The sequence below is a fragment of the Lentzea miocenica genome, from assembly GCF_033949945.1.
GTDB classification, from domain to species: Bacteria; Actinomycetota; Actinomycetes; order Mycobacteriales; family Pseudonocardiaceae; genus Lentzea; species Lentzea miocenica.
The window spans coordinates 131,355-146,248 of sequence record NZ_JAXAVW010000010.1; the positions used below are offsets into that span (position 1 = coordinate 131,355).

At 68.9% G+C, this 14,894-nt stretch carries 9 protein-coding genes; 8 read left to right on the forward strand and 1 reads right to left on the reverse strand.

From position 1 onward, the window contains the following. Window positions 1–115: 115 nt before the first annotated feature. From SK803_RS14090 to SK803_RS14125, 8 genes are all read left to right on the forward strand, one after another. Complete coding sequence (locus SK803_RS14090) at window positions 116–940, forward strand: DUF4097 family beta strand repeat-containing protein (RefSeq protein ID WP_319966417.1); 825 nt, start codon at window positions 116–118, stop codon at window positions 938–940. 47 nt (window positions 941–987) lie between these two features. Then, the gene (locus SK803_RS14095) at window positions 988–4,095 is read left to right on the forward strand and encodes a BTAD domain-containing putative transcriptional regulator (RefSeq protein ID WP_319966418.1); all 3,108 of its coding nucleotides are present in this window, start codon (window positions 988–990) and stop codon (window positions 4,093–4,095) included. 92 nt (window positions 4,096–4,187) lie between these two features. Then, window positions 4,188–5,402 carry a cytochrome P450 gene (locus SK803_RS14100; RefSeq protein ID WP_319966419.1) on the forward strand — a complete coding sequence of 405 codons (1,215 nt, stop codon included), beginning with the start codon at window positions 4,188–4,190 and terminating at the stop codon, window positions 5,400–5,402. Between the two features lie 804 nt (window positions 5,403–6,206). Next, the gene (locus tag SK803_RS14105) at window positions 6,207–8,549 is read left to right on the forward strand and encodes a tetratricopeptide repeat protein (RefSeq protein WP_319966420.1); all 2,343 of its coding nucleotides are present in this window, start codon (window positions 6,207–6,209) and stop codon (window positions 8,547–8,549) included. Continuing rightward, a complete protein-coding gene (locus SK803_RS14110) occupies window positions 8,546–9,823 on the forward strand; it encodes an MFS transporter (protein ID WP_319966421.1) in 1,278 nt (425 codons plus the stop codon). The genes SK803_RS14105 and SK803_RS14110 overlap by 4 nt, the downstream gene beginning before the upstream one ends. After that, on the forward strand, window positions 9,820–11,901 hold the full coding sequence (locus tag SK803_RS14115; RefSeq protein ID WP_319966422.1) for a prolyl oligopeptidase family serine peptidase: 2,082 nt from the start codon (window positions 9,820–9,822) through the stop codon (window positions 11,899–11,901). The genes SK803_RS14110 and SK803_RS14115 overlap by 4 nt, the downstream gene beginning before the upstream one ends. Further along, on the forward strand, window positions 11,894–13,144 hold the full coding sequence (locus SK803_RS14120; RefSeq protein ID WP_319966423.1) for an ATP-grasp domain-containing protein: 1,251 nt from the start codon (window positions 11,894–11,896) through the stop codon (window positions 13,142–13,144). The genes SK803_RS14115 and SK803_RS14120 overlap by 8 nt, the downstream gene beginning before the upstream one ends. A 36-nt stretch (window positions 13,145–13,180) precedes the next feature. Next, window positions 13,181–13,861 (forward strand): hypothetical protein, encoded by a 681-nt coding sequence (locus SK803_RS14125; protein WP_319966424.1) that lies wholly within the window; start codon window positions 13,181–13,183, stop codon window positions 13,859–13,861. 48 nt (window positions 13,862–13,909) lie between these two features. Here SK803_RS14125 and SK803_RS14130 read toward each other — a convergent pair whose 3' ends face one another. Continuing rightward, window positions 13,910–14,860, reverse strand: a complete 951-nt coding sequence (locus SK803_RS14130) for a hypothetical protein (protein ID WP_319966425.1) — start codon at window positions 14,858–14,860, stop codon at window positions 13,910–13,912. Window positions 14,861–14,894 lie beyond the last annotated feature (34 nt).

Here is a 14,894-nt window from a genome sequence, read left to right on the forward strand (position 1 = left end):
ACGGGCCCTGACATCGGCGTTGGCGCCGGTGTCAGGGCCGTGACAGTCGTGTGTCCGGCCTGTTGGCGAACGTGGTCGCAACAACCACGAAGGCCAGCGACCAGGGAGACACGACATGTCCACGTTCACCACGCCGAACCCGATCACCGCCACGCTGACCACGGCGGGTGCCCGTGTGCGGATCACCGCCGGCGAGCGGCCCGACACGGTGGTGCGGGTCGAGCCCGTCAACAGCGCGAACCCCAAGGACGTGAAGGTCGCCGAGAAGACCACGGTCGACTTCTCCGACGGCGTGCTGGCGGTCAAGACGACCAAGTCGGGTGACCAGAACGGCTCCGTCGCCATCACGATCGAGCTGCCGGCCGGATCCGGCTTGATCCTGAACACGGCGTGGACGGAGGTGCGGGCCGACGGCGTTCTCGGCGACTGCGAGGTCAACATCGGGTCGGGGCAGGTCCAGCTGGACCGTGTCGCCGCGCTGCGGGGCAACCTCGGGACGGGTGGGCTCGCGGTCGGGCACGTCGCCGGATCCGCCGTGATCGAGGGCAGCTCGGCCGGTGTGCGGATCGGCGAGGTCGACGGCGTCGTGCGGTACCAGGGCACGACCGGAAAGGTCTGGATCGGCCACGCCCGCTCCGACGTCGATCTGGGCGGTTCGAATGGCAGCTTCGACATCGGCCGCGCCGATGGCAGCATCATCGCCAAGGCGGCCGGCTGTCCTATTCGGATCGGACGGGTCACGCGTGGTCAGGTGGAGTTGACGAACGCCTCGGGTGGGATCGAGATCGGTGTCACCGAGGGCACCTCCGCCGAGATCGACGCGAAGAGCACGAAGGGTCTGGTGCGCAGCTCCCTGCCCGCGCAGGCCGGCGGCGACTCCCTCAAGGTCTACGCCCGGACGCGGCTCGACGACATCGTCATCCACCCCGCGGCAGCCTGAGTTCCGGCGTCAGCGACCTGCCAGTCGTCCGTGGCAGGATCGAGCAGGTGCAGATCGGGATTCTGGGACCGTTCGAGGTTCGCGCGGACGACGGCACCCTCGCGGACGTGCCAGGCGCACGGCTGCGAGGGCTGTTGGCCGCCCTCGCGCTCAACCCGGGTCACATGATCCCGAAGGCGACGCTCGTCGACTGGATCTGGGGTGAGCACCCGCCCGCCGACGCGGTGAACGCCTTGCAGCGCTTGGTTTCCCGGTTGCGCAAGGCGCTCCCGCACGCGGTGGTCGAGGGGGTGACGGACGGCTACCGCCTGACGGTGGACCCCGACTCGGTCGACGCGGTGCGGTTCGAGCGGCTCGGGGTCCAGGCGCGCAACGACCAAGGTCCGTTGCGGGCGCAGCGGCTGCGCGAGGCTCTCGGGTTGTGGCGGGGGCCGGCCCTGCAGGACGTCGGCCTGCAGGACAGCGAGGCGTTCGACGCGGCGGCCACCCGGCTCGACGGATTGCGCCTGACCACGATGGAAGAGCGGTTCGAGGCCGAGATCAGCCTCGGTCGCGGTGGGGACCTGGTCACCGAACTGACCGACCTGGTCGCCGCGCACCCGGTGCGGGAGAAGCTGGTCGCGGCGCTGATGCGTGCGCTTGCCGCTGCCGGCCGCAACAGTGAGGCGCTGCTGGCGTACCAGCGCACGAGAGAAGCTCTCGCCGGCGAGCTGGGCGTGGACCCTTCACCGGAACTGTCCGCGTTGCACGTCGCATTGCTGCGCGGCGAGATGGGGCAGCAGAAGGAGAACCGCAAGACCAACCTGCGCGCCGAGCTGACGAGCTACGTCGGCAAGGACGCCGATGTCGCCGCCGTCCGCGAACTCGTCGCCGACCACCGCCTCACCACCTTGACCGGCCCTGGCGGCTCCGGGAAGACAAGGCTGGCAACGGAAACCGCGCGCACACTGCTCGGCGACCTGCCGGACGGAGCCTGGCTGGTGGAGCTGGCCGCCGTCGGCACAGATGCGGACGTTGCCCAGGCGACGCTGACCGGGCTCGGCCTGCGGGACGCGCTTCTCGGTGAGGCGTCGAACCTGGAGCCGGGGGACCGGCTCGTCGCCGCGATCCGCGACCGGGAGATGCTGCTGGTCCTGGACAACTGCGAGCACGTGATCGAGTCCGCGGCCGCGCTCGCCCATCGGCTGCTCGGGGAGTGCCCGCGGTTGCGGGTCCTCGCGACGAGCCGGGAACCGCTCGGCATCACCGGCGAAATGTTGTGGCCCGTCGAACCGCTGGCCCTGCCGGAGGCCGTGAGGCTGCTGACGGACAGATCGGTCGCGGTGCGCAAGAACCTCGCCGGCGACGCCCAGACGATGGAGCGCGTCTGCCGGGCACTGGACGGGATGCCGCTCGCGATCGAACTGGCCGCGGCCAGGTTGCGCACCATGTCCATCGAGCAGCTCGCCGACCGGTTGGACGACAGGTTCCGGCTGCTGACCGGTGGCAGCCGTACCGCGCTGCCCCGGCACCGGACGTTGCGCGCGATGGTCGACTGGAGCTGGGAGCTGCTCACCGACGCCGAACGGGTGGTGCTGCGCAGGCTGTCGGTGTTCGCCGGCGGGGCGAGCCTGGAGGCGGCTGAGCGAGTCTGCGCGGGCGATGTCACGGGGGGTGGGAGAAGCACGGCGGAGTACGAGGTTCTCGACCTGCTCACCGCGTTGACCGAGAAGTCGTTGCTGGTCTCCTCCGGTGATGGCGCACCGCGCTACCGGATGCTCGGCACGATCAAGGAGTACAGCGCCGCGCGGCTCGCCGAGGCGGGCGAGTCGGACCTGGCGCGGCAGGCGCATCTGGCCTGCTTCACCGAGCTCGCCGAGACGGCGGACCCGCGTCTACGCCGCACCGAGCAGTTGGAATGGCTCGCCATCCTCAAGACGGAGCACGACAACATCACCTCGGCGATGCGCGGCGCGCTCGCCGCCGGTGAGGCACACGCCGCGATGCGGCTCGCCGCGGCCGCGGGCTGGTACTGGTGGCTCATCGGCCGCAAGGCCGAAGGCATGGAGCTGATCACCGCGGCCATCAACACCCCCGGCGAGGTCCCCGACGAGATCCGGGCGGTCGTGTACGCCCTCACCTCGATGTTCGTCACCACCGGACCGTCCGACGTGCTGGAAGCCGCGGAGTGGGTCCACAAGGCCTACGAGTTCGGCGAAAGCGGCCGGCACCACCACCCGGCGCTGAGGCTGGTCGTCCCGCTGGAACGAATCCTGCGAGAGCCGGACGCCGTCCTGCCCGCGTGGGAGTCGTTGCTGAACGACGAAGACCCCTGGGTTCGGGCGCTGTCCCGGCTCCACATCGGCAAGATGCGGATCATGCTCGGCCATGGCGGAGACCTGGACGCCTACTTCGAGGAGGCGCTCGTCGAGTTCCGGGTGCTCGGCGAACGATTCGGAATCTCCTTCGCACAGACCGAACTGGCGGATCGCGTCGCCCTGCGCGGCGAGTTCACTGAGGCGTGCGAGCACTTCGACCAGGCGATCACGGCTGTCACCGAACTCGACGCCGTCGACGACGTCATCCAGATGCGCGCACGGCAAGCACGGCTGTACTGGCTCATGGGCGACAAGGACGCCGGCGCGGCAGCCATGGCGGAAGCAGCAAGCCGTGCGGAAGGGGTCACCTGGCCGGGCACGTTGTCCGCCCTGGCCTTCGTGAAGGCTGAGCTCGCCCGGTGGAACGGCAACGCCGAGGACGCGTTCGACCAGCTCGCCGTCGCGGTGAAGTTGCTGGGTGACGAAGCCAAGCGGCCGCACATCCGCGCGGCGGTGCACGACCTGCACGGCTACTTCGCCGACGATCTCGGCGAGGCGCGCGAGCACCGGGCGGCGGCCTGCCAGGCAGCGGCCGAGATGGGACACGCACCCATGATCGCGCAGATGATCGTCGGCGTTGCGGACCTGGCGTCGCGTCAGGGGCAGCACGAGCAAGCCGCGCGGCTGCTGGCGGCGAGTGCGAACGTGCTCGGCCTGACGGACCGGTCCAACCCCGACGTGTCCAGGATCGAGCAGGCAGCACGAAGCCGCCTCGGCGACGCCGCCTTCGACGCGGCGGCTCGCGAGGGTGCGCTGTCGAGCTGGGACGAGCTGGTCGCGGTGACGTTGGCTTCCTGACACCATGCCCCGGCCGTGTCAGCGTGGTGACAGTGCGGTGTCTGGACTCTCGGTGATCGTGGTGGCAACACACCACCACGAGGGGAAATCCGATGAGCCAGACGGTTTCCGTGCCGCAGGGCCTGCCGATGGAGCGCGACGCGGGCCCGTTCGACCCGCCCAGCCAGATCACCAGGTTGCGCGAGGTGCGCCCGGTCAGCCCCATGGTCTTCCCGGACGGCCACGAGGGCTGGCTGATCACCGGCTACGAGGCGGTGCGCCAGGTCATGGCCGACACCAGGTTCAGCAACCGCCAGGACCTCGGCGTGATCCACGTGCCGTACGAGACGCCCGGCATGCCCGAGCAGACCGAACCGTCCCCGCAGACGCCGGGCCTGTTCATCAGCATGGACCCGCCGGACCACACCCGGTCGCGCCGCAAGCTCACCGGCGCGTTCACGGTCAAGCGGATGAAGCAGCTCGAAGAGGACATCATCGCGATCACCGAACAGCAGCTGGACGAACTGGCGAAGCTCACCCCGCCGGTCGACCTGGTTCGCGAGTTCGCGCTTCCGGTGCCGTCCCTGGTGATCTGCGAACTGCTCGGCGTCCCCTACGCGGACCGGGAGACCTTCCAGGCGAACTCCTCGAAGTTCATGGAACGGGACGTGACGCTCGAGGACAAGATGGCCGCGATCGGCGCCATGTTCGGCTACCTCGCGGAACTGGTGACCAGCAAGCGCGCCCACCCCGGCGAGGACATCCTCTCGGACCTGGCCCGCGACGAGGACCTCACCATCGAGGAACTGTGCGGCATGGCCTTCCTGCTGTTGCTCGCAGGCCACGAGACCACCGCGAACATGCTGGCGCTGGGCACGTTCGCGCTCCTGGAACATCCAACGGAGCTGGCTGAGCTGCGCGACAACCCGGATCTGCTGCCCGACGCCGTCGAGGAGCTCATGCGCTACCTGTCCGTGGCCGACATCTTCTTCCGTTACGCCACCGAGGACATCGAGGTCGGCGGCGAAACCATCCCCGCGGGCTCGACCGTCGTCGTCTCGCTGCTGGCCGCCAACCGCGACCCGCAACGCTTCGAGAACCCCGACACGTTGGACGTGCACCGCAAGGTCCGCGGTCAGGTCGCCTTCGGGCACGGCATCCACCAGTGCCTCGGCCAGCAGCTGGCCCGCATCGAGATGCGGGCGGGCTTCGAGGGCCTGCTGCGCCGCTTCCCGACACTGCGGCTCGCCATCCCCGCCGGCGAAGTGAAGCTGCGGACCAACATGCACATCTACGGCGTCCACGAACTCCCGGTCACCTGGGCCTGAACCACCGTCTGCTCAGGAGAGACAACCACGAAGTCGCCCTCCTGGACCGGCAGGAAGCGCGTCATCTCCGAACTCGGCGCCGGCTACCGCCACATCACCTACGACGAGCGCGCCCGCGGCAAGTCCAAGCGCTCCAAGGACTACACGTTCGAAGGCGCTCTGCGAGACTGGACCGACCGCCACCCGGACCGCGTCGCGGGCAGGCGCATGGCTCGGGTGAGATCTTCGCAGTCGCGAAACCGAGCGGTACTACTGATTGTCGTCGTTACCGGGTGTGATTCAGCTCTCCTGGCCGATCACCCGTTCGGCCCTAACGGGTGAATAACGGCCACCACGAGACTTGGTACTGCGAACTCGTCTTCGCGGCCCGTGGATGCTATCGAGCTTCGCGGGTGCCACAAATCAAATGGGGGTGAAAAAATGAAGGTCAAGGTTGCTGAGAAGCAGGACACCGTCCGCACCACCACGCCGTACGTTGCCGGCTGAGTTGAGTCATGAATTGGGGGCCCGAGGGTGCTCGGGCCCCCAATTCCTATGTACCTGAGGTCGCCTCTCGGCCGTCTGGCGGTGCGAAACAGCTGGTGGGCGTCTGCGGTTCGGGCGTTGTAGGGGCGGGGCGTGCGTGGTACGGTCGCCTACGTGGGGGGCGCCGCCGGTATTGCGCGGCATTTGGGGGATATTTGTCGAACATTCGTTCATCATCGGTGGGCCGGACTGCGTCAGCGGTCTCGGCGGCCGTCACAGTCGTGACCCGATAATGTGACTGAGCGGAATTCCAGCAACCATGGAAAGCGGAGCCCAACAGTGACCGCTCATTACTCTCGCGTGCGTCCCGCGTTGTTCGCCGCACTGGAAAGTGCGCGCGGTCAACTGGATCCGGAAAGCCCGGACGCGCCGGTGTTCATTCTGGTGACGTCTCCCGACGGTGGCGGCAAGGCCGACACCGTGCGCGCCTGGCTCGAGGCGGCCGACGGTGACCAGGTCGTGCTGTCGGCCAACGGCGACAAGGTGACGCACGGGTACTTCGCCGGCTGGCAGGCGTTGTTCGACCAGGCGCTGGACGATGCCGAGGTGAACGCGCCGGAACTGGTCGCGGCGGCCGAGCAGTCCATCAAGCGGCTCTTCCCGCATCGTGAGTCGACCGCCTTCCAGGTGCCGAGGGACCTCACCGGCGTGGCGAACAGGGACGAGAGGACTCGCTTCTACTTCCACGAGTACCAGGACAAGCTGCTCAACGGGGTCTACGAGTTCCTCGACGGCTACCTGGCCGCCGCGGCCGCACCCCACACCCTGGTCATCGACAACGCCGAGCGGCTTTCTCCCACCGCGATGCGGATGCTCGACATCGTCGCCCGCCGCCGCACTCTCTGCCGCCGGTTGACGATCGTCCTGCTCGTCAACGGTGAGCCCGACATCGTGCTGGCCGAGCACGCGGCCCAGGTCGCGGTGCCGCCGCTGACCAAGAAGGAAGCCCGCGATCTCGTTGCGGCGTGGGGATTCCCGGCTCCGACGGCCAAGCAGTCGGACAACCTGTGGCGGCTGGCCCAGGGACGGCCCGCGCGCCTGGCCGCGCTCATGCGCTGCGCCGGCGAACGAGTGTCCATGCCGGACTACCTCACGTTCTCCACGCACGTCGACCTCTACCTCAGCCTGCTCGGCGAGCGCAGCAGGTACGACATGCTGGAGCGCTACGTCGGGGACCACTGCGTGGACGACGATCCGATCGCGGTGCGCAACTACGAGACGTTCGACCCCGGCACGAGGGAACGCGTGCACCGCGTGGTGCTGGCCGGCTTGGCGGGTGATCCGGCCGAGGTCCTGCACCCCGTGCACCACCTGAGCCTGAACAACGTCTCCGACCAGATGGTGGCACTGGCCCCGCTCTCGATCTCGCTGCAGGAGATCGGGCTCTACGACACGTGGTTCGACCTGTTCTCGCGGTTCTGGGCCGACTCGCAGCTGCGCACGCTGCCCGGCGGCGGGCAGGAGCACAACCTCGTCTACCTGCGCATGGCGTTCGTGCTGTACTCGCTGGGGCTGGCGCACGTGTGCATTCCGTACCTCGACGTGTTCTACCAGCACTTCCCGCAGAGCCTCTACACGCCGACGGTGCTCTACTCGCAGAGCATGGCGCACGGCCGGTACCAGGTGCCGCCCGACCTCGTCACCGCGGAACGCTTCGCACTGCTCAACCTGGAGAAGATCGAGAGCGAGTTCCAGGACCACCCCAAGCGCGAGTACATCAAGGTCTTCGCCGAGAACGCGCTGGCCTACATCCGGGCCCGGCAGGGCCGCCTGGACGAGGCTCTCAAGCTGTGCACCGAGGGCATGGACAGGATGCAGAAGATCTACGGCGACGAGAAGTACGCCCTGCACCAGTCGATCCTGGTGTACAACACGGCGCAGATCTACGAGATGGTCAAGGACTTCCCGCGGGCGTACGAGGTCTACCAGCGCACGATCAGCCTCGACCCGAACTACGGCGAGTACGCCAACGACCTGGCCAACATGCTGCAACGCACCGGCGAGTTCGACGAGGCTCTGGAGTACTACGAGCGCGCCATCAAACTGTGCCCGCCTTACTACGAGGCACACCTCAACCGGGCCAGGCTGCACGTGCAACGGGGTGACTCGGCGGCGGCCGAACGCGACTTCCGCCGCGTCGTCGAGCTCAAGCCGGCGGAAGCCAGGGCGCATCTGGGTCTCGGTGTGCTCCAGCTCAAGCAGGGCAACCACGCGGAAGCGCTGCAGAGCCTGGACGCCGCCGTCTACCACGACCCGAAGAACGCGCAGGCGTGGTCGAACCGCGGTCTCGTCCTGACCGAGCTCGGTCGCCAGGAGGAGGCCGAGGAGAGCCTGCGCACCGCGGTGAAGGCCGGTCCGAAGCTGGCGGAGGCGTACAACAACCTCGCTCAGGTGTTGTACGCGACCGGCCGGCCGGAGGAGGCCCTGCCGTTCCTCGACGACGCGGTGCGCCTGTCCGACGATCCCGACTACGCCTACAACCGGGCGTTCCTGCGGCTCGAGCTCGGCGACCTGGCCGGCGCCGAGACCGACCTCGACCTCGCCGCCCAGCACGGTGCGGATGCCGAGGAACTGTCCGACCTGCGCGCTCAGCTGCTCAGCGCGGCGAACGGAACGCGTTGACCGACATCGATCAGCCGGGGCACGACCAGGCGCGGGACCGCTCGCTCCGGGTGTTGCTGTCGGCGTACGCGCTCAGCCAGCTGGGCAACTGGTTGTTCCGCACCGGCGTCGTCTTCTTCGCCTACAACCAGAACAACGGCTCGACCGCGGTGCTCACCACCGCGATCGTGCTGGTGTACCTGCCGATCCTGTTCGGTTCCAGGCTGCTCGCGCCGCTCGCGGACCGGCTGGACACCCGGCGGACGCTGATCGGCCTCGACGCGTTGCGCGCCGTGCTGCTCACCGTGCTGCTGGTGGTCGTCTGGATCGGCGTCGGCTCCACGTCGGCGGCGACCATCGGGGTGATGGCGCTGCTCAGCGTGCTGACGCCGTTCTTCACCGCGTCGCAGACCGCGTATCTGCGGCGGGTGCTGCCGTCCGAGCGCATTCCCGGCGCGCTCGCGTCGGTGTCGAGGATCGACTGGTCGACGTTCGTCCTCGGCACCGCCGCGGCGCCGTTGCTGCTGCAGTACACCGATCTGCCGATGCTGATCATCGTGGACATCGTCACGTTCGTCGTCTCCGGTTGGCTGTTGGTGCGGCTGATGCTCGCCCCCAAGCCGGTGGACGGCCCCGGCGGCGGCCAGGCCGGTTCGTGGAAGCCACGACTGACCCTGAGCAGCAAGTGGTTGCTGGTCAGCGTCTTCGCCCTCAACGCGGGCGCGGGGCTGATCAACGTCTATCCGAACGTGGTCGCCAGGGACTTCCTCGGCGGTGGTGCCGGCTGGCTGAGCGCGATCAACCTCGCCAACGGTGTCGGCGGCGTGATCGGCGCGACGCTGGCCGGGCGGCTGCGCGAGCGCGGCGGGCTGCGCGCCGGGGTGTTGGCCGCTGTTGTCGTCGCGGTGTCGTTGGCAGGCATGACGTTCGTGACGACCGCGTGGATCGCGATCCTGGCCAGCTCGCTGATGTTGCTGGCAGGGCAGGTGTTCGCGGTGACCTTCCAGTCGAGGATCCTCGCCGACGAACCGGTCGCGGTCGCGGGTCGGGTGTCCGGCCTGTTCACCATGTGCACCTTCGCCGGGGTGACCGCGAGCATGTTGCTGTTCATCGGAATGACCAGCAGCGAGTCGCTGCGTGGTTCCTTCACCGCGCTGCTGGTTCTCGCCTCGGTCGTCGCGCTGGTTTCGGCGGTGGTCGGCTTCACCGCCTTGCGCCGCTACGGCGACCGGTCGGCCGAACCCGTCCTGACCGCCGAACCCGTCCCACTCGACGCACGGAGCGAGCGACCGTGACGCAGATCTATCCACCAGCGCCGCGTCAGTCCACTCTGGACATCGTGCACGGGCGGCAGATCCCGGATCCCTACCGCTGGCTGGAGGACGCGCAGGACGACGCGACCCAGGAGTGGGTCGCCGCGCAACGCGTGCTCTGTGAGAGCGTGCTCGACGCCCTTCCCGGACGCGACGCTCTGCGGGAACGGATCACCGAACTGCACGGCACCGGCAGCGTCACCGCCCCGGTGTGGCGTGGCGGCCGGCAGTTCTTCACCCGCCGCCTGCCCCATCAGGAACGTGCGGTCCTGCTGACCGTCGACGCGCACGGAGCGGAGCGGGTCCTCATCGACCCGATGTCGCTCGACCCCGCGGGTAACACCACCTTGGACTCCTGGCATCCGGACGCGGACGGGCGCCGGCTGGCCTACAAGGTCTCCAGCGGCGGCAGCGAGGAGTCCCTGCTGCACGTGCTCGACGTGGCGACAGGAAAGGCGCTGGAGGGGCCGATCTCCGGCACCCGCCACTCCGCCATCACCTGGCTTCCGGGCGGGCACGCGTACTACTACGTGCGCCAGTCGCCCACCGCGGGCCGGCGGATCTATCTGCACCGCGTCGGCACCGATCCCGATCTCGCCGACGTCCTGGTGTTCGGCGAGGGACTGCCGGACAACGCCGACTTCGGGCTCCTGGTCAGTCAGGACGGACGCTGGCTGAGCGTCGGCGTCGCCTCCGGCACCGAGAACCGCAGTGACCTGTGGCTCGGCGACCTCGCCGCGAACGGCGCCGGGGCGCCCGAGTTCCGCCCGATCCAGGTCGGCGTGGACGCCGACACCGGCCTGTACATGTGGCGCGACGGCAGGGCGTACCTGTTCACCGACCGGGACGCGCCGCGCTCCAAGCTCTGCGTCGCCGATCCGTCCGATTTGGACCACAAGGCCTGGCGCGACCTGGTGGCGGAGGCGCCCGACGCGGTGCTCACCGACTTCGCCATTCTGGACGGTCCCGGGCTAGACCGGGCGCGGCTGCTGGTGACGTGGACGCGGCACGCCGTCAACGAGATCACCGTGCACGACCTGGAAACCGGCGACCTGCTCGGTGCTGTGCCGATGCCGGGAGTCGGTTCCGTCGGCGGCCTCTTCGAACGGCCGGAAGGAGGCCACGAGGCGTGGTTCTCCTACACCGACGCCACCACACCGCGGACGATCCTGCGCTACGACGCCCGCGACGCCACCACGAGCGTGTGGGCGACGGCGCCGGGGGTGGTAGGCGTGCCGGAGGTCCGCAGCTCGCAGGTGAGCTTCTCCTCCGCGGACGGCACGACGGTGCGGATGCAGGTCGTCGAGCCGGTGGACCGGGACGGGCCGCTGCCGGCGATCCTGTTCGGCTACGGCGGTTTCGGCTCGTCCATCGTTCCCGAGTACGACCCGTCGGTGCTCGCCTGGGTGGAGGCGGGCGGGGTGTACGCGATCGCCAACGTGCGCGGCGGTGGTGAGGAAGGCGAGGAGTGGCACCGGGCCGGCATGCGCGAGCACAAGCAGAACGTGTTCGACGACTTCCGCGCCGCGGCGCGGACTCTGATCGACGGCGGCTGGACCACCTCCGCCCAGCTCGGCAGCTACGGCGGCTCCAACGGCGGTCTGCTGGTGGGTGCCGCGCTCGTCCAGTGGCCCGATCTCTGCCGGACGGTGGTGTGCGAGGCGCCGCTGCTCGACATGGTGCGGTACGAGCGTTTCGGCCTGGGACACCTGTGGACCGCCGAGTACGGCACCGCGGACGATCCAGAGCAGCTCGGCTGGTTGTTGGCGTACTCGCCGTATCACCACGTGGACAAGGGCGTCGACTATCCGGCCGTGCTGTTCACGGTGTCCGACAACGACTCCAGGGTCGATCCGATGCACGCGCGGAAGATGTGCGCCGCCCTGCAGCACGCGAGCAGCGGCAGCGGGCCGATTCTCCTGCGGGCGGAGGCCGAGGCCGGGCACAAGGGCCGGTCGGCGACGAGAGCCGTGTCCCTGGCCGCCGATACGCTCGCCTTTCTCGCCGAGCACACCGGGCTGAAGCTGCCGAACACCACATTGGGGCCGCGGTATGAGTGACAAACCGATCGTCGCGATCGTCGACGCCTACTCCAGCGCGCGTTACCTCGCGCCCGCTTTCCAGGAGCGCGGCTACGACTGCCTGCACGTGCGCAGTGTCGCCGACCCGAACCCGGCCTACGCGCGCAGTTACCGGCCAGGCGACTTCGTCGCGGAGATCGTGCACGAGGGCGACGTCGAGGTGACGGTCAAGGCCATCGCGCAGTACGCGCCGGTGTGCCTGATCCCCGGCACCGAGAGCGGCGTGGAAATGGCCGACGTCCTCAGCGAAGCGCTCGGCGTGCGGACCAACGGCACCGAACGCAGCAGCGCGCGCCGGGACAAGCACCGCATGCTGGAAACGGTGAGGGCGGCCGGCGTGCCCACCGCGAGGCAGCTGCTGGCCACCGACCTCGACGCCTTGATGGACTGGTACGGCGACGCCGGCGGCAAGGTCGTGCTGAAGCCGCTGAGCAGCGCCGGCAACGACGGCATCCACTTCTGCGACACCGCGGACGAGGTGCGCGCCGCCTTCCACGCGCTGATCGGCACCGACAGCGCGCTGGGCGAGGAGAACCGGGCCGCCCTGGCCCAGGAGTACCTGGTCGGCGGCGAGTACCTGGTGAACACGGTGAGCCTGGACGGTCAGCACCACGTCACCGACATCTGGCGCATGCATCACATGTCCGCCAACGGAGTGCACGACCTCGGTGCCAGCGCCCAGCTGCTGCCCCGGCACGGCGCGGACCAGGACGCCCTCGCCGACTACACCTTCGAGGTGCTCGACGCACTCGGCCTGCGCAACGGTCCCGCGCACAGCGAGGTCAAACTCACGCCGAACGGCCCGCGACTGATCGAGACCGCCGCCCGGATGTGTGGTGCGGACCTGCACCTCCCGGTGGCGGCGGCGATCGGGAGCAGCCAGGTGGAGTGGACCGTCGACGCCTACGTCGAGCCGGAGCGTTTCCTCGAGCGGTGGGTGTCGGGCTACGAGCTGGTGCGCCACGCCGGGCTGGTCAACATGTCCTGCCCGGCGGAGGGCACGCTTCGCGGCTACCCGAAGATGGCGGATCTGCGCGGCATGGACAGCTTCCACGACCTGTTGCTGAACGTGCGGCCGGGTGAGCGGATCCACCGCACGATCGACGACTGGACCTATCCGATGCGCGTCTACCTGGTGCACGAGACGGAATCGGTCGTCCTGCACGACATCATGACCGCTCGTCATCTCGACGGGGACGGTTTCTACGACGTCGAGAGCTGAGTGCACGTACCGATCAGCCTGGGGGAAGGGGAGTTCGTGGACACGATCGCATCCGTGATCGAGCCGCTGCGCGGAATCGACTGGGAGGACCTCGACGCCGTCGAGCAGACCAGCCGTCTCGCGCTGGACCAGATGTGGGCCAACCGGGAGATCGTCCGCACCGCCCTGGACGCGGTGGCGGACACGCCCGAGCTGCTCGCGTTGTGCGAGCGGCCCGACCCGGTCACGCTCGGCGAGGTGGGGCAGTCGCTCGACAAGATCGTGCTGTACGCCGATCCGGAGTCCGGTGTCCGGGTGCGGCTGCACGTGTTCTGGAACGGGTGCTACGACCTGCCGCACAACCACCGGTGGACCTTCGCCAGCATGGTCCTCAAAGGACACTTCCGGCACTTCATGTACGGCGATCAGGGCGACGACGACGCTGCCTTCCCGTTGCCCTTCACCGCGTTGCACGCGCGCCAGGAGCGGCAGGGGACGACCTACGCGCTGCACCACCGGATGATGCACGCGCTCGTCGCGGAGGAGAACACGGTCTCGCTCGTCATCCGCGGTCCGGCGGTCAAGGACTACTCGTTCCTGGTCGACACCAAGACCGGTGAGCGCGTGTACCACTTCGGTGCGGACAAGGAATCGCCGGAGAAGGAAGCGCGCAAGAAGATGACGCCGGAAACCTTGCGCGATCTTGCTGCGAAGTTCAGCGAGTGGGGTCTGTTCTGAGTTGACGGTTGGTGCCGTGCACAGCTCGTGCTGTGCACGGCACCTTCGTCACGCGCGGGTCAGCAGGACTCCCTCGCCGTTCGTCCAGCTCTCGATGCTGACGCGGTCGACGAGGCGGGGGATGCCCGGCTGGTCGTGTTCGATGTGCTCGCTGCCGATGAGCAGGGCGTCCCAGCCTCGCGGGTCGACACCGGCGGCGGCGAGACTGCCGGTGAACCACTGCCAGTCGAGCTTTTCGTTGCCGTGCCGCACCTTGTCGAGCGTGGAGAGGACCTCCGGGTCGGCGATGCGGGCGGTGACCCGGTCCCAGGCGGCCTGCGGATCCAGGTCGTGGGGGTCGGACTCGGCGTTCAGGTCCCGGATGTGGGCCGCGAGGTCTTCTGCCGCGTCGGGCGAAGCCGGTTCGGCCATCGCGGCGTAGAGCTCGCGCATCCGCGGGCCGAGGAGGACCGAGGTCTCCCGGATGAGGTCGACGGGTTCGTCCGGGGTGTGCACCAGCACGACCAGGACCGTCCGGGCGCCGAGAATCGTGCGCAGGTGGTGTTCGGTGCGTTTGGCGGGGTTCGACCGTCCTTTGAGGTCGGTCAGACGCAGGCTGGCGGGCATCACCGGCTCCGCGGTGGTGTCCCTGAGCAGCACCAGGAGCGAGTCGCCCTTGCCGCACACCTGGTCGGCGATGTCCAGGCTGTCCGGGGTGGAGATGTTGGACTGGTAGTGCCAGATGCCGGCGGTCTGTTCCGCGCCGAAGTGGAACCGGATCGTGCGGACGGGTTCGAACCCCTGCCCCCGCACGTGTTCCACGCACCGCTCCGCCGTCCGGCCGGCGATGCAGTCCGGCTGGATCACCAGCACGGCGTGCCGCTGCACGAGGCGGCTCGCGTCATCACCGAGCACCTCGTAGGCCCCGTCCAGGCCCGACTTGAACCACTCGTCGTCGGAGTAGGCGCGCAGCTTCTCCTGATCGGCGGTCAGGGAACGCCATCGTTCGTCTCGCAGCAACTCGTGAGCCGATGTTGGGAACAACTGTTTCTCT

Bases quoted from the DNA above. Each gene is read 5' to 3' on its own strand.
- SK803_RS14120 (WP_319966423.1), top strand. From the start codon at position 11,894: ATGAGTGACAAACCGATCGTCGCGATCGTCGACGCCTACTCCAGCGCG.
- SK803_RS14090 (WP_319966417.1), top strand. From the start codon at position 116: ATGTCCACGTTCACCACGCCGAACCCGATCACCGCCACGCTGACCACG.
- SK803_RS14100 (WP_319966419.1), top strand. From the start codon at position 4,188: ATGAGCCAGACGGTTTCCGTGCCGCAGGGCCTGCCGATGGAGCGCGAC.